The following is a 24246-nucleotide window of genomic DNA, read 5'->3' on the forward strand; positions in this document are numbered from 1 at the left end:
ATCAACGTTCCGCCATCCTGACAGGGGGTCCCTTTTGCGCGCCGATAAGGGGTCCCGTTTGCACGCCGATTGACAGCCTACAACTTCGCCAAGCACCTCAAGGCATTGCGATAGCGAACACCCTATCAGGTCATCTGCAACGCATGGACAAAAAACCATCAATCTTCAAAATCAATCCGCACCAGCTCATTCCGGGACCATATACCCGAGGGTTTTATCAGGAGGTGGAGTCCATTCCTGTCGGCATCGCGCCCGGGTTTTGCGCTCCTCGCCGAAAACACCGTCAGCTTACCCAAATTCATACCCTCATTCGTTCCCTCAATGTGATCCGTTGGCAGGCGGATATCAACGAAGGGCAGCGATTAAGGACGTAAACTCAACATGTTGATTTGATTGACGTCCGGTTGTCAGCGAAGTTAGGCGAAGCAATCTTCCATAAAGGCTCGGGCCTCCAAAATCCTGTCTGGCGACGGTCGCCGATCGTTGAAAAATCCCTGATTTCGGCTAGTTTAAGGGCAGTCGCTGGTTTTCAGCGATGGCCTCTGTTTGCCGGTAGCCGCAGATTGCGCCTCCGACAGCAACAGCAGATCATCCATGGCGACACCTCCTGCCCCCAATGAATCAAGACGCAAAGCCATCCGCAAGCAATTTAATAGGTCTTGACCCTAGATTGTGCCAAGGGTGAGGATGTGCCGCTCCGCATCCGCCAGAGCCGCTTCCCGATGATCGGCTCCGATCATCACGCCTTCGGCAACCACGAATTCCGGGGTGATACCGATGAAGGCGAACACACCGGCCAGATAGGACTGGAGATGCTCGTTGGCAGCGGCCGGGGTACCCACGCCATAGAAGCCCCCGCGCGCAACTGCGATGATCACCCTCTTGCCGCCCGCAAGCCCCACTGGACCTTCCGCGCCATAGGTGAAGGTCTTGCCCGCTATTAGGATTCGGTCGATCCAGGCCTTGAGCTGGCTGGACACCGTGAAATTATACATCGGCGCGCCGATGACGATCACGTCCGCGCCGAGAAACTCTTCCAATATTTCCGTCATGCCATCCGGCGCGGGAATGTCGCCCAGCGTGAAATGGTCGAGCGGGTCTGCGGCCAAGTCACGCCGGATCACTTCGACATCGTCGCGAGACCCGACGAGGCGCTTTACTATGTCCGCGGACAGTTTGCGCGTGACCGAACCGGGCTGCGTGATGGCACTGTCGATGTGGAGTAGTTTCATTTTGTTACTCACTTCTGTTTTGTGACCGGCCATGAAATGCGATAGGAAGTTCCTGCTCGCAAGACGGCACATATTGGTAACCAAAGGCACATCGATGTGACTGCCCCCGTTCAGGACCATCCGGCATCCGAATGCGTTCGCGTCAGCGAAGTCCTTGCGCGGGTCGGCGACAAATGGAGTATCCAGGTAATCGCCACGCTGGGGGAAGGCCCCCGGCGGTTCAACGAGCTCAAGCGCGCTATCGACGGCATATCGCAGCGCATGCTGACGCTTACGCTGCGAGGCCTCGAACGCGACGGAATGATCACGCGCGAGGTGACGCCGAGCATTCCGCCGCGCGTCGATTATACCCTGACGTCCCTTGGACTATCGCTGCTCGAACCCGTCCGTGCCTTGGGCGAGTGGGCTATCGCAAACCGCGCCACCGTGGACATGGCGCGCAGCCGGTATGACAGCCGGGACGACAGGTTTTGACGGTTTTTCAAAACAGGCCACAATCATTCAGATCGGCAGCGCGGTATTGTATACGAGCGGGCGCAGGGCGAAACTCGTCGTCACCTGAGACACGCCGGCGATCCGCGTGAGCTTGTACCGCAGGAAATCTTCGAATGCGCGGAGGTCCTTGACGACGACCCGCAGCTGATAGTCCGAGTCACCCGTCATCAGATAGCATTCCATGACCTCGGGAAAGGCACCGACGGCATCCTCGAACTCTGTCAGATGCCGGTCGCCCTGCTGGTCCAGCCGCACGCGCACGAATGCCGTCACGCCCAGCCCGACGAGATCGGGATCGACCAGCGCGACGTAGCGCTTGATGATCTGCGCCGCTTCCAGATTCTTCAGGCGTCGCAGGCAGGGACTGGGGGATAGCCCGACCCGCTCCGACAATTGCTGATTGGTCATACGGCCGTCCTGCTGCAGTTCGGCCAAGATACGGCGGTCCAGATCGTCAATTTCCATTTTTGGCATAATCTTTCGATAAATCGGCCTTCCAAAGCACAATACACCCCTTCCCGTGCATCTGCAGCATTATTTTGCAAGGACATGCGCCTTGGCAATGCCGTATCAAGGCGCATCAAAAGTAAGGATTGGCAGATGCGTTCGACAGTTTCCGGGGATGATGACGCCATAGCGGGTTCGCTCGAGCAGCTGGATACCCGGTTGCGCTGGCTGTCGTCCTGGATTGTGCACAATGCGAACCATGTGCGTCCAAAGCGCGACGGGCTAAAAGTCGGCGGGCATCAGGCGAGTTGCGCGTCGATGACCGCCATCATGGCGGTCCTCTATTTCCACGCACTGCGCCCGCAGGACAAGGTGGCGGTCAAGCCCCATGCCGGGCCGGTCCTGCATGCGATCCATTATCTGCTGGGGAACCAGTCGCTCGACCGGCTGCAGCGGTTCCGCGGCCTTGGCGGCGTCCAGAGCTATCCGTCCCGGACCAAGGATACCATTCCCGTCGATTTCTCGACGGGGTCCGTTGGACTGGGCGTGGCGATCACCGCGTTCACGAGCCTGGTGCAGGATTATCTGATCGCGCACGGTCAGGTGAAGAACGAGGATGCGGGCCGGATGATCGCACTCATGGGCGATGCCGAGCTTGACGAGGGCAATATCTATGAATGCCTCATAGAAGGCTACAAGCATGATCTGCGCAATTGCTGGTGGGTCGTCGATTATAACCGGCAGTCGCTCGACAGCACCACGTCCGACAGGATGTTCCGCCGGTTCGACGATATCTTCGAAACCTGCGGTTGGCGCGTCCTGACGCTGAAATATGGCAAGCTGCAGCGGGAGGCCTTCAAGCGGCCGGGCGGAAAATCGCTGGAAGAATGGATCGACAACTGCCCGAATGCCGATTTCGCCGCGCTCACCTATCAGGGCGGATCGGCCTGGCGCGCGCGCTTGACAGCCGATATCGGCACCAAGCCCCATGTCGAAAAGCTGCTCGACAGCTTCAACGATGCGGCGCTGGCGACGGTCATGACGAATCTTGGCGGCCACTGCATCGAAACGCTGATGGAGGCGTTCGACAGCGCCCGCGATGAGACGCCGACATTGTTCATCGCCTATACGATCAAGGGGTTCGGCCTGCCGCTGGCCGGGCACAAGGACAATCATTCGGGCATGATGAACCCGACGCAGATGGAGCAGTTTCGAAGCAGCCTGGGCATCGTCGAGGGTCAGGAATGGGAACGGTGGGGCGGGCTGGGCAACAATGTCGCCACAGAGTTGCAGGCGTTCGTCGATGCGAGCCCGCTGGCCCACAAGGCCGCCGAGCCGGTCGCGCAGGCCGTGCCCGTGCCGACACGGTTCCCCGTTCCCGACGGGCCCGAACAATCGACCCAGTCCGCATTCGGCCGCGTCCTGCTGGACCTCGCCAAATCCGGCGAACCGATCGGCGATCGTATCGTCACGACGGCGCCGGACGTGACGCAGACCACGAACCTTGGTGGGTTCGTCAACCAGCGCGGCCTGTTCCGGCGGCAGGAAGTCGCCGACGTATTCCACAAGGCGAAGATACCCTCGGCGCAGAAATGGTCGGCGCATCAAGCCGGCCAGCATATCGAACTGGGCATTGCGGAGAACAACTTCTTCATCCTGCTCGCGTCGCTCGGCCTCGCCGCACCGCATTTCGGAACGCGCCTGCTGCCCGTCGGGACAGTCTATGACCCGTTCATCGCGCGCGGCCTGGATGCGCTGAACTATGGCTGCTACCAGGATTCCCGCTTCCTTCTGGTCGGCACCCCCTCGGGCATCACGCTGGCGGCCGAAGGCGGCGCGCATCAGTCGATCAATACGCCGCTGATCGGCATGGGGCAGCCCAACCTCACCTATTTCGAACCGGCCTATGCCGACGAGCTGGCGCTGATGATGCGCTGGGCGTTCGACCATATGCAGCGGCCGGACGGCAGTTCGGTGTATCTCCGCCTGTCGACCCGGTCGATTGTACAAGTGTCGCGCGACGATGGCGATTGGGAGGCCGATGCGCTGAAAGGGGGCTATTGGCTGCGCCGGCCGGCCGGTGGCGCGGAGGCCGCGATCGCCTTCACCGGGGTCGTCGCTCCCGAAGCCCTGGCGGCCTGGGAACAGCTGGCCGAGGACATGCCGGGCCTGGGACTGCTCAACGTGACATCCCCCGACCTGTTGCACCGCGGATGGTCCGCGCAACGGGCCGCGCGCTGGTCGGACGGGACGCCCACGCCCTGCCACGCCGAAACCCTGTTGTCGGTGCTCGCCCCGGGCGCGGGCCTCGTGACGGTGCTGGATGGATCGCCCGGCGCACTGTCCTGGCTCGGTAGCGTCAAGGGCATGCGGGTCAGCCCATTGGGCGTCGATCGCTTCGGACAGACCGGAGACCTGCCCGACCTCTATCGCACATACAGGCTGGATGCCGACGCCATTGTCGATGCCGCCGCCGAACTCTTCCTGGGGAACTGAAATGGCCATCGAGCTGAAAATGCCGGCGCTGTCGCCAACAATGGAGAAGGGCAATCTGGCCAAATGGCTGGTGGCCGAGGGCGATGTGGTCAAGATCGGCGATCTGATCGCCGAGATCGAAACCGACAAGGCGACGATGGAGTTCGAGGCGATCGACGAGGGCCGCATTTCCAAGCTGGTCGTTGCCGAAGGAACCGATGATGTCGTCGTCGGCGCCGTGATCGCGTTGCTGGCCGAGGAAGGAGAGGCCGAACACCCTCCTGCGGCCGCGCGGGTGCCCGTCCCTGCCCCACCCGCGGTCGCGCCCGACCCCGCGCCGGCTCCCTTGCCAGCGTCGGCAACCCCGCCTGCGATCGAGGTGGTCGCCGCGGTCACGCCAAAAAAACGAACTCCGCTCGCCGACCGGATCAAGGTCAGCCCCTTGGCCGCACGCATCGCGGAGGCGAAAGGGCTAGATTTGTCGGTCGTCAGGGGCACGGGCCCCAACGGACGGATCGTCCGCGCCGATCTGGGCATCGCCTCCCTGCTGCGCGCAGCGGCATCGCCCGTCCCGGACGCGCCCGCTGCCGCCGCTATCATAGACTCACCGCCCGCCGGCGTTCCGGTCGAGACCGTCAAGCTGAATGCGATGCGCAAGACGATCGCCCGGCGATTGAGCCAGAGCAAGCAGACGGTCCCGCATTTTTACCTGACCGCCCGCTGCCAGATCGATCCGCTGCTGAAGCTTCGCGCCGAACTGAACGCAGGGTTGGCGGACCGGGGCATCAAATTGAGCGTCAACGATTTTCTGATAAAAGCGCTGGCGCTCGCGCTCGGCGCCGTTCCCGACGCGAATGTCCAGTTCGGCGGTGACGAACTGCACCGCTTTTCCCGGGTCGATATCGCGATGGCCGTCGCGATCGAGGGCGGGTTGGTCACTCCGGTCATTCGCGATGCCGGGTCCCTGTCGCTGTCGGCCATTGCGCAAAAGAGCCGGGAACTGGCGGCCAAGGCGCGCGACGGCAAGCTGATGCCCGAAGACTATCAGGGCGGTACGGCGTCGATCTCGAACCTGGGCATGTACGGGATCGACGAGATGTTCCCCGTGATCAACCCACCCCAGGCCATGATCCTGGGCGTGGGCGCAGGCATAGAACAGCCCTGGAAGGTAGATGGCGAGATCGCGTTGGCGACCCTTATCGCCGCGACCGCCAGCTTCGACCATCGTGCCATCGACGGTGCGGTCGCGGCCCAATTGATGGCCGCGTTCCGGGAGTTCGTCGAACGGCCGTTCCTCATCCTCAGCTGACAATACGAGGCGGGGAGCGGCTTCTATCAAATGATGCGGGGACGGACGCTCAATCGGCGTCCGTCCCAGCGATCCGTCACGAAGACCATTGATCGGGCCTTGCGCCCCCTGCGCAAGGCCCGATCGTCTCAGTCTGCGGCGAGAGCGTCCCTTACGCTGTCCGCACGGACCCATTTTCCGATATGATGCTGCAATTGCCGGATGATGACCTCTCCGTCCTGCAGATAGACAGAGGGCTTGGCCCGCGTTTCCATGCCCTTTTGCACCCGTTCGGTATTGCCGATATCCTCCAGCAGCACCTCCATATTGCGGATCGCATAATATTCCTGCTGGAGCCGCGTCTGGAAATCCAGGCAGGGCTCCATGAAATATTCGGCGACCCATCGGGTCGACCGATGGCTGGTCGGCCAGAAATGATGGATGAAGAAGCCGCCGAACGATACGTCCATATGGAAATTCGGGAAGATGATATTCGCGTCCGAACACCATTCCTGGCGCTTGTCGGGATTGATCGACGGATGGCCCAGAAGTTTTTCGATATCTTTCGCGCCAGACGGCGAAATGATGTTGTTCGACGCGCCGCTGCGATAGGCCAGCCTTTCGCCGTGCGCATGGTCGGGCGGCGCATAGTCCAGGTTCGCGAACGCCGAATAGGCGCTGTGCGGGCCCCATGCCGCCGCGCGGATCGGGCGGGCGAAGGGGTTTGACGGATTGCTGAACGCGGGCCGCAGCGTCTTGTTGTGGATGGACGGCACATGATAGGATTCGGCGAAGGCGTCGCTGATCACCTTCCAGTTCGCGTCCAGCCGCGCTTCGAACTTCAGGCTGTGGCCGGATCCCGGAAAAGGGACATCCTTGTAGAATGCACCGAATTCCCCGAGGAATTCCGCCAGCGTCACTTCGGGCTCCGGCTGCATGTTGATGAAAATCCAGCCCTGCCAGACCTCGGTCGCGATGGGCGTCAGGCCGCATTGCTTCTTGTCGAGGCCGAAAAAGCGCGGTTCGTCGGGGACCGACAATAGCCGGCCGTCGGTTCCGAACGTCCAACTGTGATAGCGGCAGGTAAAGCGCGAGGCGCGTCCCGCCGTATCGTTCATCACTAGATTCTGCCGGTGCGAGCAGACATTATGGAAAGCCTGCACATCCCCCGTCTTCTGCCGCACGATCAGCACCGACGCGTTGCACACCTCCAGTTCGCGCACGATATAGGAGCCGGGTTCGGGCACCTGCTCGGCCCGGCCCATGGCCAGCCAGGCTCGGCCAAACACCTGTTGGCGCTCCAGTTCGTAGAATTCAGGCGAGATATAGGGTTCCGTCGAAATGGGTCCGGTATCGAGCCCCAGCGCAAGGGTATAGCTGTCTTCCGGTTTGCCGGGTTCGGCTTTTGGGGAAACGGTTTCGACGCCCATCTCGGCAATCCTTTCGATGAAAATGCGCGATCGCGCGGCGCGTCAGCCCCAGGGGGCCGGGCCGCGCACGATGCGGATATTGTGCGGATAGGGGGAAAAGGGATCGCGCGGCGCTCCCACCACCTCGACCGCGACAGCCGCGCTCATGAAGGCGAGCATGAGGCGGGCCAGACGCCCGACATCTTCGGGCATATCGTCCATGGGATATAAGGCGATCAGGTCCATCGCCGCACCGCCATGTTCAAGCATATCCTCGTAGAATCGGCGAATATCCTCCATGGGCAGGGTCGCGCGGCGCTCCCATCGCTCCGTCATGGTCGGAACGTCCCAATAGCCGATATAGGGAACGAGCTTTTCAAATCCTGGCGGTAGCATATCGCTGCTCGGTCCTCCCTGTATCCGACGTCGTGCCAGACCGGTTACTGGCCTCATATTTGTCAAAAGCTATCCAATGGCTCGCCTTGTGTCAACGTACATGTTGATTATGCCAGAAACCCGCCGTCGACCGGCAGGACCGCTCCGGTGACGAAGGAGGCCGCGTCGGACAGCAGCCAGGCGACTGCTTCGCCAACCTCCTGCGGCAATCCGATGCGGCCAATGGGGTGCAGGGAGACCATCATATTTTCGAATGCGTCGTCGGCGTCGAGCGCGGCTTCGATCATCCCGGTGCGAATACATCCCGGCGCGACGCCGTTCACCCGGATGCCGAAGCGCGAATATTCGAGGGCGGCGGTGCGCGTGAGACCGACAACACCATGCTTCGCGGCGCAATATTCGGCGCCCTTGCGCAATCCCCGCAGGCCCACGATCGATGCGGTGTTGACGATGGCTCCGCCGCCCCGCGTCAGCATCGCCGCGATCTCATGCTTCATGCACAGGAACGTGCCCGTCAACATGATGTCGATGCTACGCCGCCACTTTTCCAGCGAAAGCTGGTGGAGGCCGGCATCCATGGGCGGGATGCCTGCATTGTTGAAGGCCCCGTCGATCGAGCCGAACATTTCGATGGCGCGGGCGACCATGTGCTGCACCTGCGCCTCATCGGCGATATCGACCCGTTCGAATGCGGCCTCCCCGCCGGCGGCGCGGATCGTCTCGACCGTCGCCTGCCCTCCCTTGTCGTCGATGTCGGTGACAAGGATGCGCGAGCCGTGGCGCGCCGCCACCATGGCCGCGCTGCGGCCGATGCCACTGGCGGCACCGGTGCAGATGATGGCCCGCCCGTCGAGCGGCTTGCCCGGATCAGCCATGGTTCATGCCAGGTGACCGCCATCGACGGCAAGCACGGCGCCGGTGACGAAGGATGCCGCATCGCTCAGCAGCCAGGCCGCCGCCTCGCCGATCTCGTCGGGATGGGCCATACGCCCCATGGGATTCGTCTTGTTGATATAGGGTTCGAGATCGGGATCATTTTCCATCGCGGCGATCAGCATCGGCGTGCGGACCGCTCCGGGCGAAACCGAGTTGATGCGAAGCCCGTGGGGTCCATATTCGATCGCGGACGTCCGGGTGAGGCCGACCACGCCGAACTTCGCGGAGGCATATTCCGACCCCATCGCGAAACCGCGCAGACCCGCGCCGGACGAGGTGTTGACGATGGCCCCCGCCCTATTCTTCAGCATCTCTTCGATTTCATATTTCATGCAGATGAAGGTGCCGGTCAGCGTGACCGCCACGTTGCGCTGCCATTGCGCCACTGAAAGATCATGGGCCATGGACGTGACCTGGGGAAGGGCCGCGTTGTTGAAGGCACCGTCCAGTCTGCCGTAAAGCTCCACCGTGCGGCGGACCATGCGCTTCACATCGTCCTCTGCAGAGATATCGACCCGCTCGAACGCCGCCTCGCCGCCCTCCTTGCGGATGATCTCCACGGTTTCCTGTCCGCCATCCTCGTTGACGTCGGTCACCAGCACACGGGCGCCGCGCCGCGCCGCGATGATCGCGCCGCTGCGGCCGATGCCGCTGGCCGCGCCGGTCACGACGATACCGCGTCCCTCAAGACTGGTCTTGTTATCGTTCATAATCCTGCTCCTTCGATATGATTTTCATGCCGCTGTCCGGCAGGCAGGCCAGGCGTGGAAATCAGGCGCCTTCGGGCTCGACCCGGTTCTCGATCGCGCCGATTCCGTCGATCTCGACACGCACGACATCGCCTGCTTTCAGAAATTGCGGGGGCTTCATCGCCGCGCCGACGCCGCCCGGCGTGCCGGTGAAGATCACGTCGCCCGGTTCCAGCGTCATCGCCTGCGACAAATGCGCGATCTGCGCGGCGGGCGTGAAGATGAAGTTCCTGGTGTTCGAGGACTGCCGGGTCTCGCCATTGACCAAGGTGCGGATGGGCAGGTCGAGCGGATCGATGTCGTCCGGGGTCACGATCCACGGGCCGAAGGGCGCATGGGTGTCGAAGGACTTGCCGAGCATGAACTGAGAGGTTTTGAGCTGCCAATCGCGCACGCTGACATCATTGCCGGCGCAATATCCGAAAATGACGCCCGGCGCGTCCTCGACAGAGACATGGCGGCACCGCTTGCCGATGATGAAGACCAGTTCGCATTCATAGTCGAGCGCCGTAGACACCCTGGGAAGCTGGATCGGTGCGAAGGGTCCGTTGACCGAGGTAACGGCCTTTGTGAACCATATCTGGTCCGCCGGTATCTCCATTCCGGCTTCTCTGACATGATCGGCATAATTCATGCCGAGGCCGAGAATCTTGCCGGGCCGCAGGATGGGGGCCAGCAATTCGACGTCCGCTATGGCGTCGTCCTGCCCTTGCGCTTGCGCGACCTCCCCTTCCAGATGCTCCCAATCGGCGATCAGGTCCGTCAGATCGGTGACCAGATGGTCTAGCAGATGATCCAGCCTTGAAATACCGACCCCGTCGGTCTTCCCGATATGGACTTTGCCGCCGGCCCGGTATGTGATGAGTTTCAATGTCCGCCCTCTCATATCATCTGCGTTTTCCCTATCGATGAAGGCGGTATCGCGCCTTGTCAACATTTGTGTTGAAAACCTGTTTGACGCTGTGTAGCCTTCATCGAGGCTGGTCGGGGAGCAGATCCCGCTGGCAGGCTGCTGGCACGAAAACTGGCCGGACGACCGGAGAGGCTATGATCGAAACCGTCTACGAACTTTTTGCCGATGCGGCGGCGCGCGCGCCGGACAATGCCTTTCTTTGCTACCCGCCCACGGCAGGGCGAGGCTATCATGAGGACGGCCTGGAGGTCAGCTATGCGCAGGCGCGGCAGAAGATCGACAGCCTGGCTGCCGACTATCGTGCCGCGGGCTATCGGCCAGGCCACCGCGTCGCGCTCGCGGCCGGGAACCTGCCTGAACATTTCTGGCATTATCTGGCGCTGAACAGCATCGGCGCCACCGCGGTCACGCTCAATCCCGACTATCTCGCGCACGAGATGGCGTTCGGCATCGGCTTCCCCGAATGCGCCCTGGTCGTGGCCGCACCGCAATGCCTGGAGCGCATCCGGGAAGGCGTCGCGACGCTGGACAGGCCCATAGCGATCCTGGACCTTTCCGCGCCGGCTTCACCGATGCCGCCGCCGGCCTCCGCTCCGCATGCGGTTCCCGCGGCCAAGGAAGACGCCATCGCCCTGATCATCTACACGTCGGGGACCACCGGCAAGCCGAAGGGCTGCCTGATCTCGAACAAGTCATGTCTGGCGGCCGGCCAATCCTATGGTGGCGCGAAAGGCCCCGTGTCGTTCGGCGAAGGGGGCGACCGGCTCTACATTCCGTTGCCGGCCTTTCACATGAACGTATCCGTGTTCACGCTGACCACGCTGATGAGCAAGGCCAATTGCCTGATCATGCAGGATCGGTTTCGCGCGTCCCAATGGTGGCAGGACCTGGTTGCGGCGAAAGCCACCTGTTTCCATTATCTGGGCATCATTCCGCCGCTTCTGGTCAAGGCGCCCGAATGCCCCGAGGAAAAGCAGCACCGGATTCGCTACGGCTATGGCGCCGGCATAGAGCCCGCCGTTCGCGACGCGTTCGAGGCACGCTTCGGCATCCAGCTGGTCGAGGCATGGGGCATGACCGAAACCTCGCGCGCCATCATGAACAGCGACGAACCGCGCAGCCGGGACGAGCGCGCGTTCGGGCGGCCACGTGCGCCCTGGGAAGTCCGGATCGTCGACGACCATGACGAACCCCTGCCCTATGACACGCCCGGCGAACTGCTGGTCAGGTCCTCGGGGCCGGACCCGCGCGACGGATTCTTCTCCGGCTATCTCAACCAGCCCGAGGAAACCGAAAAGGCATGGCGCGGGGGCTGGTTCCACACTGGCGACATCTGCCGGCAGAGCGCGGACGGAATGCTGTATTTCGTCGATCGGAAGAAGAATATCGTGCGCAGGTCGGGCGAGAATATCGCCGCCGCGGAAGTCGAGAACGCGCTGCTGGACCATGGCCATGTGAAAGCGGTGGCCGTACTCGCGGTGGAAGACGAGATGCATGATGAGGAGATCATGGCCTGCGTCGTCCCGATGGACGGCGTCGCCTGGACGAGGGAAAGCGCCCTGGACATACAGCGCGCGATGGTCGGCCGGCTGAGCGCCGCCAAGCTGCCGGCCTGGATGGCCTTCCGGGACGAATTGCCCGTCACGGGCACACAAAAGGTGCAGAAGGGCGCACTTTTCCCGGCCGACCAGGACCCCCGCCACGCGCCGGGCAGCTTCGACCTGCGCGCGGAAAAGCGCGGCCTGCGCCTCTTCGAACGAACCCCGGCCTAACAGGACGAGACATGAACGCATTTATCGTGGGTGCATTCGAGCATCCGACGCGCCTCGCCACCGACAAATCGACACCGATGCTGCATGCCGAAGTGGCGGCCGGAGCGCTGGCCGACGCGGACCTCAGCATCACCGATGTTGACGGCTATTTCTGCGCGGGCGACGCCCCGGGCGTGGGACCACTGTCCATGGTCGAATATCTCGGGCTCAATCCCCGTCTGGTGGATTCGACCGATATCGGCGGCTCCTCGCCGGTCATGCATGTGCAAAAGGCCGCAATGGCGATCGAGGCGGGGCTCTGCGACGTGGCGCTGATAACGCTTGCGGGCCGGCCCCGTGCGGAAGGCGATTATCCCGGCGGCCAGGTCCAGTTGACCAGCTTCCCCGAAAATGAGTTCGAATTGCCCTATGGTTCCTTGCTGGCGGCAAGCTACGCGCTCGCGGCCAAGCGCCATATGCATGAATATGGCACGACGTCCGAACAGCTCGCATGGATCAAGGTGGCCATTTCACAACATGCCCAGCATAATCCCAACGCCCGGTTGAAGACCCCGGTCACCGTCGAGGAAGTACTCGCGTCGCCGATGATCGCCGATCCGCTTCACAAGCTGGATTGCTGCGTGATCAGCGACGGCGGCGGCGCCGTCATCGTCGCCCGCAAGGAAATCGCGCGCAGCCTGAAAAGGCCGCTGGTCCAGATCAAGGGCGCCGGCCATGCAATCGGCTATCAGCGCGGCTTTGAGGTCGACATCACCCGCACCGCCGGCATAGCATCCGGGCGATCGGCCTATGCGCAAGCGGGCGTGACGCCCGCCGACATCCAGTATCTGTCGACCTATGACAGCTTCACCGCGACGGTACTTTTCGCGATCGAGGATCTCGGCTTTTGCGAGAAAGGCGAGGGCGGCCGCTTCGTGCAGGATGCGGGACTGCTGTCGGGCACGGGACGCCTGCCGGTCAATACCGATGGCGGCGGACTTTGCAGCAATCACCCGGCGCATCGTGGCGGCATCACCAAGGTCATAGAGACCGTCCGCCAGCTTCGCGGAGAAGCGCATCCTGCCGTCCAGGTGCCGAACTGCACATTGGCCATGTCGCACGGCACGGGCGGCGTCCTGGGGCAGCGGCATGGCTGTGCGACCGCGATCATGGAGCGCGTGGCATGACGGATATCATCGGCAATGTGAACTTTCCCGAGAACCGGGAATATTGGGAAGCGGCCGAAAGGGGCGAACTGCTCGTCAAACGCTGCATGGACTGCGCAAAGCCGCATTATTATCCGCGCGCCCATTGCCCGTTCTGCGGAAGCCCTGAGACGATATGGGAAAAGTCGGTCGGCGACGGCGAAATCTATTCGTTCACCATCGTGCGCTATGGTTCGGCGCCCTTTTGCCTCGCCTATGTCACTCTGGACGAGGGGGTCACCATGATGTCGAGCATCGTGGATTGCGCGTTCGACACGCTTGAAATCGGCGCAAAGGTTCGTGTCCTCTTCAAGCCCGGGGCGGATGGCAAAACGACCCCGATGTTCACGGCCATCGACTATCAACATATACGTTGACAATCGCCGGCCGCTATCCGATTGACACGGCAAGTAACCGGACGGTCGGGTCCGATCGATACCTCTACACGAAGGAAGCACGGTGACGGCTGGAGAGGTCAGCATAATGGGCGTCGGGATGGTGACAGGCTGGGCCGATGCCTCGCTCAGCCTGACGGACCTGATCTTCAAGGCGACATCCGCGGCGGTGCGCGACAGTGGCGTCGATATGAAGCGCATCGATTCCGTCGTGCTGTCCGCGCATGATCTTGTCGATGGCCGATCGCTTTCCAGCATGGTGACGGCGCCGGCCGCGGGCGCCTATCTCCGCGACGAAATCCGGCTTGCATCGGACGGCCTTGCGGCCTTGTCGCTCGCTTCGGCAAGGGTGGAAGCGGGCGAGACGGACTATTCCATCGTCGCGGCATGGGGCAGAGCCAGCGAGGGCAATTATGCGCGCACCTCGCAGGCTGCCTTCGATCCGCTGTTCGAGCAAGTCTTCCAACCCGACGAATTCATCCTTTCGGCACTCCGCCTCTCCGCATGGGGCATGCGGCACGGCATGCCGGGGCAAGCCCGGCTGGACGCCGCCGCCGTGCGCAAGGCGCGTGCCCTGACCAATCCGAGGGCCATTTCAGACGGGGTCCGCTTCCCGCTTGCCGCACCGCTGATCGCGGAAGATGCGCCGCTGATGGCGGATATCGCCGTCGCCGCGATCATCGGCCGCGGTCCCGGCCCCGTCAGGCTCGCGGGCTTCGGCCATAGCGCCGCGTCCGCCCTGATCGGCGCGCGCGACCTGGTGGAGGCGCAGCCCCTGGTCGATGCCGTCGGCCGCGCGGCCAGCCGTGCCGGCTTTGGCACTGGCGACGTCGACCTCTTCTGCCTAGCCGGACCGACGCTGTCCGACGAAGCCCTGACGCTCGAAGCGCTCGGCATCGCCGCACCGGGGTCGGGCTACGCGACCTATGCCGCCCAGGCCCATATCAATCCGGCCGGAGGGAGCGAAAGCGGCTGGTGCTTTCCGACCTGCGGCCTCGTCAACGCGGTCGAGGCCTATCTTCAACTCACCGGCAGGGCCGGACCATGCCAGATCACTCCCGGCCCGAAGCGGGCACTGGTGACCGGCGTATCTGCCATGGGCGGCCAGGCCGCGCATGCCGCATTCCTGGAGGCGTCAGCATGAATGGCCGGGTCGCCATCGCCGGTGTGGGCCAAACGGTCTACAAGCGGCGCCACGCGGACAAGAATAGCGGCGAACTGGTGCGCGAAGCCGTCGTGAAGGCGCTGGATGACGCCGGGCTGGACATGGACGCCATCGGCCTGGTCATCGGCGGCGTCGCGCCCGATGCGCTGGCCGGACTGAACCATATGGACCTGATGGCGATCGCGCGCCCGGGCATTCCCTATTTCCGGGTCAACACTGGCGGAGCCACCGGATCGTCGGCGGTATTGGCCGCCATTTCGTGGATCGCGTCGGGACGCTGCGATGCCGTGCTGGTCGTCGCCCTGGAACGCATGGGCCATGCCTCCACCTCGCAGAAGGTCTTCAACTCGATCTTCGACCCGATCTACGAAAAGGATATCTCCGTCACGACGATCAGCATGGTGGCGATGCGCGCGACGATGCTGATGCAGGACCAGGGCTATGAGCTGCGACATTGGGCCGAACTGACCGCCAAAAATTCGCGCGCCGCGCTGCGGAATGACACGATCGACCGCAAGCGCCGCGTGACGGCCGAGGAAGTGCTGGCGTCGCCCGTGCTCGCCTGGCCGATCCACCAGCTTGAGGCCTGCCCGATGAGCGAAGGGGCCTGCGCCGTCGTCCTGACGGCCGAGCATCTGGCGAAAGACCGCAACGTCGCCTGGGTCCATGGCGCCGCGGGGCTGAGCGACACCTATGCCATGGGCGATCGCATGCATCGCGCCGAAGGGTCGCTGATCGAACTCTACACGCTGATGGAATCGGCACGCAGGGCCTACCGGCAGGCCGGCATCAGCCGTCCGGCCCAGGAGATCGACTGCGTCGAGATCCACGCGCCTTTTTCCAGCGCCGAAGCCATGGCCTATACCGCGCTGGGGCTGGTCGGGGACGGTACGGGACCGCAATTCGCCGATCGGCTGATCGACGGCAGCGAGCGCATCGTCGTCAACCCGTCCGGTGGCCCGCAGATGGTGAACCCAGTGAGCGCGGCGGCGCTGGTGAGGATCGCCGAGTGTGCCCTGCAGGTGCGCGGGCTGGCGGGGGAGCGACAGGAAGACGGCATAGGGCGCGCCGTGGCGACCGGACAGGGTGGCGCGACCCAATTTTCGACCTGCGTGGTCATGGGCGCCGACAAGCCCTGACAGGTGCGGAGAATCCGGACCGATGGAATATGTCGATAGGAGAGGCGCATGACGGGACGCGTTGCAGGCAAGGTCGCGATACTGACGGGCGCGGCCGGCACCCTGGGATCCGAGACCGCACGGCTCCTGGCGCGCGAAGGCGCAAGCCTGGTGCTCAACGACATCGCGCCGCGCGTCAATGACCTGGCGCAAGACATCCGAAAGGCGGGCGGCGACGCGATCGCGCATGTCGGCACTGTCGACGATGCGGACGATGTCGACGCCATGGTCGCCCTCGCCGTCGAAAATTTCGGCCGGCTGGATGTGCTCTGGAACAATGCCGGTCCGGTCAGCAACGATTTCGTCTTCAAGGATTCGCATGTCACCGACATGACCCTCGACTATTTCGTGGAGACATTTCGTGGCCATGTGGGCGCTGCCTTCTTGTGCAGTCAGAAGGCGATCCCGGAGATGATCAAATCGGGGGGCGGCTCCATCATCAACACCTCGTCCGCCGCCGCCTTTGGCGGGGATCTGGTGCTGTGCGCCTATGGCGTGGCGAAGATGGGCATGATCAGCCTCGCCCAGAGCATCGCCACAGCCTATGGCCACCAGAATATCCGCTGCAACGCCGTGGCGCCCGGGTTGGTCCCGGGCCGGTCCAGCGGCGTGATGTCGGACGCAGCGATCAAGGTGGTCCAGGATTCGCAGATGCTGAACCGCACGGGCGAGCCGATCGACATCGGCCATGCCGTACTCTTCCTTGCGTCGGACGAGTCGCGATGGTTCACCGGGCAGGTGATGGCGGTCGACGGCGGACTTACCGGACACCAGCCGACGTTGGCGACGCGGCGCGGAATAGCATCAGGCGGCATGCAGCACGGGTCTGCTGACCAGTGAGCCGTGAACCAGCGCAAGGTTTGCGACCAGCTGAGCCGGGCCATCCTCCGCGGGGAACGGCACGCGGGATTAAGCGTCAGCCACCGACGGACGCAGTTGGACGAAGCGATGCGAGTCGACGCCTTCGAAGACCTCGCTGATCATGCCCTCCCTCCCACGGACGAAGAAGGTGTACTCGTTCTGATAAGCTTCGTTCGTGGATTTGAACCGCGCTCGATACACGAAACGCGCCGCACTAAGGGAGTCCTGCGCCAGGGTATCAAGTATCTCTACCTCCACGACAGGATGGTAAATGCTGGTCCAAACCTGGCGATGCATGGCCATGACATTGGCCTTGCCGCGGATGGCGTCGTCGACCAAGGACGAAGGCAGATGGAAAACAACATCGTCCGTATAGAGTAATTCCAGCGCGGTGAGATCCCCCAGTGCTCGAACGAGCCTCGCCGCAAGATTGTCCGGCTTGTCCGTTCGGTTCATGATAGGGGTCTCTCCACTGAACCTGCGCCCGCGCTCAGCAACAGTATATGACGGCATCATCGCCATTGCTGCGACGCGTCGAACAAGCTCGTCGATCAGCCCGCCATCATGATCGGCACGACGCGCCGCGCCGCGATGCGCCAGCCGTCGGCGGTCTTGCGGAACAGGTCGTGATATTCGGCGAAGGCGGTGACGCCCAGCAGCTTGCCGGGTCCCTCCTCCCGCACTTCACCCTGATAGAAGGTCAGGTACGTCACTCCCTTCGCCTCATCCTCGCCCGTCTGCTCGATCAGCGGCGGCGTGCAGCAATGGCGCGTGAGCTGGTCACGCGGCCGGGCGGACATGAATGTCACGAGTTCGGCACGGCTCCCCAGGCTGACGCCGGGCCTCTCGAAACTGCAATCCTGTGTGAACAGCTCGCCCAGTTCGTCGTTGCGATGCGCATCGACGAGTATGGCGAACGCGGCTGTCAGCCGCGCACAGGCGGCATAGACTTCATCGCTGCACATCATGCTGCTCTCCCTCAGTTGGCCATGGCGGGCTGGCGCGATGCCGCGTGGGCGCCGGCACCCTTTTCCTCACGGCCTAGCACGAGCGACACCGCGCCCGTCAGTGCCGCGACCGGGTCGGCAACCATCGCCTCGGCACGATAGGCGACGAAATTATCGGGCCGGACCAGGACGGCGCCGTCTTCGCCGATCTGCCTGCTCTCTTCCCAATAGCCGTACACATCCTGCCATTCGCAGCCGACCCCGACCTGGATCGCCTTGATATCCATGCCGGTCGCGGCGGACGCCTTCTCGGCCGCCTCGATCCACGCGCTTCCCTCTGCGCCGGTGATCAACGCGAAGCGTTCGGTGGCGCCGACCAGATCATGGCTCGCGATGCGCTGAGAGCCCTTGTCGAACCAGGCGTGCGGCAGGCGATGACCCGGACGCGTCGTCGGATCGTAGATGTCACCCATCGGATCGATCACCGGAACGGGCGTACCGTCGGGAATGACCGCGCTGCTTTCGAACCGATCACCCAATTCTATGCCTAGGGCCCCATATTCGGTGCGCTGCGTGCCGGCGATCTCCGTCGCGCGGGCGCGCAGCATACGGCCGTAATCGGTGTCGGATGTATATTCCTTGATGGCCTCTATTGCCGCTTCCGGCGGAATGCCCGGAAGCATGCCGAGCGACCATTCGACATAGAGATGGTTGACGAAGGTGAAGTAGGACCATTCCGCGTTGCGCCGGCTCGCCGGCAGCCGCTCCGCCTCATAGGTGTCGAGAAGCGCGTCGCCCGCCTCGCCCTTTAGAACGGCCGCGATTTTCCACGACAGATTATGCGCGTCGTGGATGGCCGAGTTCAGGCCGAGACCGGATGTCGGGATCACCCGATGCGCGGCATCGCCCGCCAGGAAAACCCGCCCGGCGCGGAATTGCGGCACCACTGTCGCTTCGGCGACCCACTCGTTCACCTTGTGCAGCGTGATGTCGAGGTCGGGCAGGCGCATGGACTCGCGAATGGCCGGCACGATATCGTCGGCGGTCAGGCGGTTCGCCTCATCGGGATGATAGGCGAAGCTGAACTGCCATTGGGGACAATATTTGCTCCATACCGGCCCAACGGGAACATTGCTGCCCCAGCGGAAACGGCTTTCGGGATGGATGATATGCGTGATCATCGCGTCGCCCGGAATATGATCGGACAGGTCGCAGCTGATATGAGCCGACACGAGCACGGCCAGATTAGCCCGCCCCTCACGCTCTATGCCAAGCGCCGGAGCGACCGTCCGGCCGCCGTCGGACGCGATCATATATTTGGCACGGACCTGATATTCGATATCGGTCTCCTTGTCGCGTACGGTGGCTGTGACGCCCTCTCCGTCCTGCTCGAAAACCACGAGTTCATGCCGGAACCGTACCGGGCGTGCGCCACGTTCCTGGACGAAATCGAGGAGGATCGGCTCCAGGCCGATTTGGGGCAGGTGCGTCGGCGGGACCGCGGCCGCCTTCTGCGTGGCGAGGCGGCGCGGTCCCCCGCCAAATGCATCGAAGCGCAGCAGATCCTTCTGGTCCAGATCGCCATCGCCACCCAGGCTGGTGACGTAGCGCACGGTGCAATTGGCCATCGGCATGCCGGCATCGAACACGGGCCCAGCGATGCTGTGCGCCTGGAATATCTCCATCGTGCGCTGGTTGTAATAATGTGCCTTGGGAAGGTCGGACGTTCCGCTGCGCCGCTCGATCACCAGATGATCGATTCCCGCATCCGACAACATGATGGACGAGGTCAGCCCGCACGCACCGGCACCAACGACGAGCACATCAACTTCAAGCATTTCCATTCCGAATCCCCTCCATGGGCTTCATACAAGACCCGATCCGCCTTCGGGCATCCGTCGCCTCGTGTCCGCGACGGTCATATCCGTCGCCGACAGATGAACCAAATGCCGCGAATGGCTGCCCTCTATTGCCACGTTGAATCGATATGATCAACACATGTGTTGACTGATCGGCGCGCCGTGATAATGTGAGCAGGATAGCGAGGTAATCTGGCGCCGGCGATCAGTAGCATTGGATCAGGGCCTATGACGCCCGACATGAAACGCCGACTATCGACGAGAGGAGAGGCAGAATGAGCAACCCGGTACTGGAACGACCATCAAATAATAATGATGGTGCTCCCAGGACGATCGCGCCGACGCAGATCGCGCATTTCGTCGTATATACGAGCCGATTTCAGGAAATGGTGGCATTCTACAAGCAATTGCTTGGTCTCATATCGTCTCATGAAGACGAGAATGTCGCATTCATGACCTATGACGAGGAGCATCATCGCGTCGCCATCGTCAATGTTCCGGACCTAAAGGATCTGGCGGACGGCGTGGCGGGCTTTCATCATGTCGCCTTCACCTATGCGTCGCTGCGCGATCTGTTCGAAACGCATGAAAGGCTCACGGCAGTGGGCGTGAAGCCTTATTGGGCCGTCAATCACGGTCCGACAACATCCATGTATTTCCGCGACCCCGATGGCAACCGCGTCGAGATGCAGGTGGACAATTTCGACACGGCGGCGGAGGGGATCGCCTATTGCCGCCTGCCCGAATTCGCCGAAAATCCCATCGGCGTCGATATCGATCCGGTCGAAATGCTGGCGCGGCTGCGCAACGGCGTGCCGGAAGCGGAGCTGAAAAGGCGCGCCTATATCGGCCCGCGCGGCATGGCCGATTTCCCCCGCGGATAATCGGTTCACGACGAAACACGATTGCAAAACATAAAGCTCGGCGCGTGGCGCGAGCGATTTTTAGGAGGCACCATGTCAATCGAGTCGATTGCGGACGCGTTTTTCGCGGCCATCGAAAACGGCGATGTCGATACCCTCAACCGCCTATATGATGACGAGGCGGGTATCTGGCATAATTTCGACGGTATCACGCAGAACAAGAAGGACGGGGTGCAGACCCTCGCTCAGTTCGCGGCGGCGGCCGAGAGCAAATATGTCATCGAAGAACGCTTCGTCATCGGCGACAGGGTCATCCAGCGCCACAATATCCATGTGCGCATGAAGGCCAGCGGCGCGACGAACGTCATCCCCGTGTCCATCTTCCTGACCATCCGCGACGGCAAGGTCACGGAGATCTACGAATATCTCGACAGCGCGCATGTGGTTCCCGAAGCATTCGAGGGAATCAAAAGCGGGGCCGCCGCCTGAATAGCAGACCGATCCGAGCGCGGGGTAACGACATGCGGTTCAAGAACAAGACCATAGTGGTGACCGGCGCCGGTTCGGGCATCGGGGCGGCCACGGCGAAGCGATTTGCCAGCGAGGGCGCGCAACTCATTCTTCTCGATATCAACCGGGAAGGCGCAGAGGCGACCGCAAGCGCCATCGCGGACGCCTTTGGAGCCGAAGCTTTGGTCGAGCAGGCCGACGTGTCCGACTGGGATTCGATTTCCGCAGCCTTTGCCCGGATCGCGGAGCGCGTGGCGAAGATCGACGTTCTGATCAACAATGCAGGACTGGGAACCGCCGGACAGGCGCCGGACCTGCCGCTGGAAGAATGGCGCAAAACCCTGGGCGTTGTGCTGGACGGTCCCTTTTATTGCTGCAAGCTGGGCATCCCGCTGATCCGCGCGGCCGGTGGTGGAGCGATCGTCAACGTCGCCTCCATCGCCGGAATGTATGGCGAATATAGTCTTTCGGCCTATGGCGCGGCGAAAGGCGGTATCCTTAACTTCACCCGGGCGATCGCGCTCGACCATATCCGGGAAGGCATCCGCATAAATGCGATCTGCCCGGGCATGGTCGATACGCCCGCGGCCGGATTCCTGAAATCCAACCCGGATCTCTGGTCGAGGATCACGGCCAATATTCCCGCCGGCCGCGCCGCCGAACCCGAGGAAATAGCGGCGGTCATCGCGTTTCTCGCCAGTGACGACGCCAGTGCGATGGTGGGTGCCGCAGTGGTCGTCGACAACGGGATCACCGCCTGGACCGGCAGCCCCAACGTCCTGGGATGAGAAGGACCGCAAGCGGGCCACTGTCAACTCTTGAAGGAAGAAGGAACGTAAATTGATCAATGTCCGGGATGCGATGCGATCGGCAGCCTTCGCCAACAAGGATCGTCCGGCGATCATCAGCGATGGTCGTACCCTGAGTTTCGGAGAGGCCTGGACCCGCGGATTGCGTTTTGCGAACGCCATGCTGCAACTGGGCGTGAAGCCGGGGGACCGCATCGCGGTACTGGAAGACAATTGCATCGAATCCTCGGATTTCTTCCTGGGAACGGCGGCGGCCAACCTGGTGCGCGTCCCGCTCTACAAGCGCAATTCGAGCGCATCGCATGCCAAGATGGTCGGTCAGACCGGCTGCCGGGCGATCGTCGTCGCGGCCAAGCACCAGGACGAGATCGCCGGCATCAAGGCGCTTTGCCCGGACCTCGATCATATCGTGGTGCGCGACGACGATTATGAGCAGTGGCTCGCCTCGTTCAGCGACGAGGATCCCGATCCCGCGATCGCCATGGACGATTATTACATCATCCGGCATTCCGGCGGCACGACGGGCTCTCCCAAAGGCATGGCCTTCACGCACAAAAGCTGGATGTTCACCGAGCGGGACTGGACCTACCGCCTGCCACCCATCGAGCTGGGCGACGCCTGCACCCATGTCGCGCCGATATCGCACGGGTCGGGATATCTGTTCGTGCCGATCTGGCTGTCGGGCGGCTACAATATCCTCGAGGCGAAATTCGAACCGGAAAGACTCCTGACGCTGCTGTCGGAACATGGCGGCTATGCCTTTGCCGTGCCCACCATCATCAGCGACATCGTCGCCTACAGCCAGAACCATGCCGTTCCCGATCTTTCGAAGCTGAAGGCATTGGCCATCGCCGGTGCGCCGATGCGCGAGAAGACGTCGCGCGATGCCTATGAGATTTTCGGGGCCCGGATGAACCAGTTCTTCGGCCAGACCGAAGCGGTGCCCGCGACATGGATGACGGCCCGCGAGTGGTTTGCCGATATTCCCGGCTCCAATCCCATGCGTTCGGTGGGGCGCATCATGCCCTTTGCCCAGGTCGAAATCCGGGATGAAGACAATCGACCGGTGCCGCGCGGCGAGGAAGGCGAAATCGCGATCAAGGTCGATGGGCAGATGGAAGGCATTTGGGGTGAACCCGAAATGACGGCCCAACGCCTCGTGGATGGCTGGGTGCTGAGTGGGGATGTCGGCTATATCGACGCCAACAACTATCTCTATCTGGTCGACCGCAAGGACGACATGATCATCTCCGGCGGCTTCAACATCTGGCCGGCGGAACTGGAGATCGCCATCGCATCCCACCCCGCCGTGCGCGAAGTCGCCGTCGTCGCAGCGCCCCATGACCGCTGGGGCGAAACGCCGGTCGCGGTAGTCGTGCTTCACGACGGGCAAAGCGTGACCGAGGAAGAACTCATCGGCCTCTGCGCAACCAGGCTCGGCGGCTACAAGAAGCCCACCAAAGTCTATCTGCAGCAGGAGCCCCTGCCCCGCACCCCGGTCGGCAAGGTTCCGCGCAAGCAGATACGCGAGCGCTTCTGGGAAGCTGCGGAAGACCGCATCGGCGGCGCTTGAGGGGCTTTAGACATGCGTATCGAGGGGATGGCGGCGATCGTCACCGGCGGCGCCTCCGGCCTGGGGGCCGCGACGGCCAGGATGCTGTCGGAAGCGGGCGCGAAAGTGGCGCTGTTGGACCTGAACGAACCGCTCGGAACCGCGCTGGCCGCATCAATCGACGGTCTTTTCCTGCCTACCGACATCAGGGACGAAGCCGCCATCGAGCAGGCGCTGGATGCAGCGGCGGCGCGGCACGGCACGGCACGGATTCTGGTCAATTGCGCGGGCGTCGCGCCGGCCATGAAGGCGGTCGGCCGCGATCATGTCGCCCTCGCCACGGATGCCTATCGCAAGGTGATCGAAATCAACCTGATCGGCACCTTCACCATGTCCGCCAAATTCGCCGCACGCGCGATGGCGATGGAATGCTATGAGCATGAACGTGCCGTCATCGTGAACACGGCCTCGATCGCGGCATTCGACGGGCAAATCGGCCATGCCGCCTATGCGGCCTCCAAGGCCGGAATCGTGGGTATGACGCTGCCGCTGGCTCGCGAATTCGCCCGCAACCATATCCGCGTCATGACGATCGCGCCCGGATTGTTCGAAACGCCGATCCTTTCCGGCATCAGCGAGGCGGCGGCAGCGGCGGCACGGCATGTGCAATTCCCCGACCGTATGGGCCTGCCGGAGGAATTTGCGAGCATCGTGCGGGAAATCGTCGGGAATCCAATGCTGAACGGCGAATGTATCCGGATCGATGGCGCGGTTCGGCTGCCGCCGCGATAATCGGCACGGCAGCACGGCC

At 62.8% G+C, this 24246-nt stretch carries 25 protein-coding genes; 15 read left to right on the forward strand and 10 right to left on the reverse strand.

Annotated elements, in window-relative coordinates; translation table 11 throughout:
* Positions 1-374: hypothetical protein (locus WFP78_RS17275; protein WP_336965163.1), on the forward strand; the 374-nt coding region annotated here is incomplete at its 5' end.
* Between the two features lie 291 nt (positions 375-665).
* Here the strand turns inward: WFP78_RS17275 and WFP78_RS17280 are convergent.
* The gene (locus WFP78_RS17280) at positions 666-1232 is read right to left on the reverse strand and encodes an FMN-dependent NADH-azoreductase (RefSeq protein WP_336965166.1); all 567 of its coding nucleotides are present in this window, start codon (positions 1230-1232) and stop codon (positions 666-668) included.
* Between the two features lie 96 nt (positions 1233-1328).
* Here WFP78_RS17280 and WFP78_RS17285 point away from each other — a divergent pair, with 96 nt between their 5' ends.
* Entirely contained in the window at positions 1329-1706 is a 378-nt protein-coding gene (locus WFP78_RS17285; RefSeq protein ID WP_336965169.1) for a winged helix-turn-helix transcriptional regulator, read from the forward strand.
* Between the two features lie 27 nt (positions 1707-1733).
* Here the strand turns inward: WFP78_RS17285 and WFP78_RS17290 are convergent, their stop codons facing one another.
* Positions 1734-2192: an Lrp/AsnC family transcriptional regulator gene (locus tag WFP78_RS17290; RefSeq protein ID WP_336965172.1), complete on the reverse strand. Its 459-nt coding sequence runs from the start codon at positions 2190-2192 to the stop codon at positions 1734-1736.
* A 135-nt stretch (positions 2193-2327) separates the two neighbouring features.
* Between WFP78_RS17290 and WFP78_RS17295 the strand changes: the two genes are divergently transcribed.
* Positions 2328-4670 (forward strand): transketolase, encoded by a 2343-nt coding sequence (locus tag WFP78_RS17295; RefSeq protein ID WP_336965173.1) that lies wholly within the window; start codon positions 2328-2330, stop codon positions 4668-4670.
* A gap of 1 nt (position 4671) precedes the next feature.
* Positions 4672-5958 (forward strand): pyruvate dehydrogenase complex dihydrolipoamide acetyltransferase, encoded by a 1287-nt coding sequence (locus WFP78_RS17300; RefSeq protein WP_336965176.1) that lies wholly within the window; start codon positions 4672-4674, stop codon positions 5956-5958.
* A gap of 128 nt (positions 5959-6086) precedes the next feature.
* Here WFP78_RS17300 and WFP78_RS17305 read toward each other — a convergent pair whose 3' ends face one another.
* The 5 genes from WFP78_RS17305 to WFP78_RS17325 form a co-directional block, all read right to left on the reverse strand.
* The gene (locus WFP78_RS17305; RefSeq protein WP_336965179.1) at positions 6087-7367 is read right to left on the reverse strand and encodes an aromatic ring-hydroxylating oxygenase subunit alpha; all 1281 of its coding nucleotides are present in this window, start codon (positions 7365-7367) and stop codon (positions 6087-6089) included.
* Positions 7368-7409: 42 nt separating this feature from the next.
* Positions 7410-7742, reverse strand: coding sequence for a hypothetical protein (locus WFP78_RS17310; protein ID WP_336965181.1), 333 nt, complete (start codon positions 7740-7742; stop codon positions 7410-7412).
* 107 nt (positions 7743-7849) lie between these two features.
* Positions 7850-8617 carry an SDR family NAD(P)-dependent oxidoreductase gene (locus tag WFP78_RS17315; RefSeq protein WP_336965184.1) on the reverse strand — a complete coding sequence of 256 codons (768 nt, stop codon included), beginning with the start codon at positions 8615-8617 and terminating at the stop codon, positions 7850-7852.
* Between the two features lie 3 nt (positions 8618-8620).
* Positions 8621-9388: an SDR family NAD(P)-dependent oxidoreductase gene (locus WFP78_RS17320; protein ID WP_336965187.1), complete on the reverse strand. Its 768-nt coding sequence runs from the start codon at positions 9386-9388 to the stop codon at positions 8621-8623.
* A 61-nt stretch (positions 9389-9449) separates the two neighbouring features.
* A complete protein-coding gene (locus WFP78_RS17325) occupies positions 9450-10298 on the reverse strand; it encodes a fumarylacetoacetate hydrolase family protein (protein WP_336965189.1) in 849 nt (282 codons plus the stop codon).
* Positions 10299-10474: 176 nt separating this feature from the next.
* Here WFP78_RS17325 and WFP78_RS17330 point away from each other — a divergent pair, with 176 nt between their 5' ends.
* From WFP78_RS17330 to WFP78_RS17355, 6 genes are all read left to right on the forward strand, one after another.
* Positions 10475-12112 carry an AMP-binding protein gene (locus tag WFP78_RS17330; protein WP_336965191.1) on the forward strand — a complete coding sequence of 546 codons (1638 nt, stop codon included), beginning with the start codon at positions 10475-10477 and terminating at the stop codon, positions 12110-12112.
* An 11-nt stretch (positions 12113-12123) separates the two neighbouring features.
* On the forward strand, positions 12124-13278 hold the full coding sequence (locus WFP78_RS17335; RefSeq protein ID WP_336965193.1) for a thiolase domain-containing protein: 1155 nt from the start codon (positions 12124-12126) through the stop codon (positions 13276-13278).
* On the forward strand, positions 13275-13673 hold the full coding sequence (locus WFP78_RS17340) for a Zn-ribbon domain-containing OB-fold protein (protein ID WP_336965196.1): 399 nt from the start codon (positions 13275-13277) through the stop codon (positions 13671-13673). Before WFP78_RS17335 ends, WFP78_RS17340 begins: the two co-directional genes overlap by 4 nt.
* A gap of 82 nt (positions 13674-13755) precedes the next feature.
* Positions 13756-14835, forward strand: coding sequence for a thiolase C-terminal domain-containing protein (locus WFP78_RS17345; RefSeq protein ID WP_336965199.1), 1080 nt, complete (start codon positions 13756-13758; stop codon positions 14833-14835).
* Entirely contained in the window at positions 14832-15995 is a 1164-nt protein-coding gene (locus WFP78_RS17350; protein WP_336965202.1) for a thiolase family protein, read from the forward strand. The genes WFP78_RS17345 and WFP78_RS17350 overlap by 4 nt, the downstream gene beginning before the upstream one ends.
* A 48-nt stretch (positions 15996-16043) precedes the next feature.
* Positions 16044-16874, forward strand: coding sequence for an SDR family NAD(P)-dependent oxidoreductase (locus WFP78_RS17355; protein ID WP_336965205.1), 831 nt, complete (start codon positions 16044-16046; stop codon positions 16872-16874).
* Positions 16875-16943: 69 nt separating this feature from the next.
* On the opposite strand, the gene WFP78_RS17360 is transcribed toward WFP78_RS17355, so the two are convergent.
* The 3 genes from WFP78_RS17360 to WFP78_RS17370 all read right to left on the reverse strand — a co-directional run bounded on the left by WFP78_RS17360 (position 16944) and on the right by WFP78_RS17370 (position 19686).
* The gene (locus tag WFP78_RS17360; protein ID WP_336965208.1) at positions 16944-17351 is read right to left on the reverse strand and encodes a nuclear transport factor 2 family protein; all 408 of its coding nucleotides are present in this window, start codon (positions 17349-17351) and stop codon (positions 16944-16946) included.
* Between the two features lie 95 nt (positions 17352-17446).
* Positions 17447-17863 (reverse strand): nuclear transport factor 2 family protein, encoded by a 417-nt coding sequence (locus tag WFP78_RS17365; RefSeq protein ID WP_336965210.1) that lies wholly within the window; start codon positions 17861-17863, stop codon positions 17447-17449.
* Positions 17864-17874: 11 nt separating this feature from the next.
* On the reverse strand, positions 17875-19686 hold the full coding sequence (locus WFP78_RS17370; RefSeq protein WP_336965213.1) for an FAD-dependent monooxygenase: 1812 nt from the start codon (positions 19684-19686) through the stop codon (positions 17875-17877).
* 290 nt (positions 19687-19976) lie between these two features.
* Here WFP78_RS17370 and WFP78_RS17375 point away from each other — a divergent pair, with 290 nt between their 5' ends.
* The 5 genes from WFP78_RS17375 to WFP78_RS17395 all read left to right on the forward strand — a co-directional run bounded on the left by WFP78_RS17375 (position 19977) and on the right by WFP78_RS17395 (position 24227).
* Entirely contained in the window at positions 19977-20585 is a 609-nt protein-coding gene (locus tag WFP78_RS17375; protein ID WP_336965216.1) for a VOC family protein, read from the forward strand.
* A gap of 72 nt (positions 20586-20657) precedes the next feature.
* Positions 20658-21053, forward strand: a complete 396-nt coding sequence (locus WFP78_RS17380) for a nuclear transport factor 2 family protein (RefSeq protein ID WP_336965219.1) — start codon at positions 20658-20660, stop codon at positions 21051-21053.
* 32 nt (positions 21054-21085) lie between these two features.
* On the forward strand, positions 21086-21862 hold the full coding sequence (gene budC / locus WFP78_RS17385) for a meso-2,3-butanediol dehydrogenase (protein ID WP_336965222.1): 777 nt from the start codon (positions 21086-21088) through the stop codon (positions 21860-21862).
* Positions 21863-21914: 52 nt separating this feature from the next.
* Positions 21915-23456, forward strand: coding sequence for a class I adenylate-forming enzyme family protein (locus WFP78_RS17390; RefSeq protein ID WP_336965224.1), 1542 nt, complete (start codon positions 21915-21917; stop codon positions 23454-23456).
* 12 nt (positions 23457-23468) lie between these two features.
* Positions 23469-24227, forward strand: coding sequence for an SDR family NAD(P)-dependent oxidoreductase (locus WFP78_RS17395; RefSeq protein WP_336965226.1), 759 nt, complete (start codon positions 23469-23471; stop codon positions 24225-24227).
* Positions 24228-24246 lie beyond the last annotated feature (19 nt).

This window comes from Sphingobium aquiterrae, from assembly GCF_037154135.1.
GTDB classification, from domain to species: Bacteria; Pseudomonadota; Alphaproteobacteria; order Sphingomonadales; family Sphingomonadaceae; genus Sphingobium; species Sphingobium aquiterrae.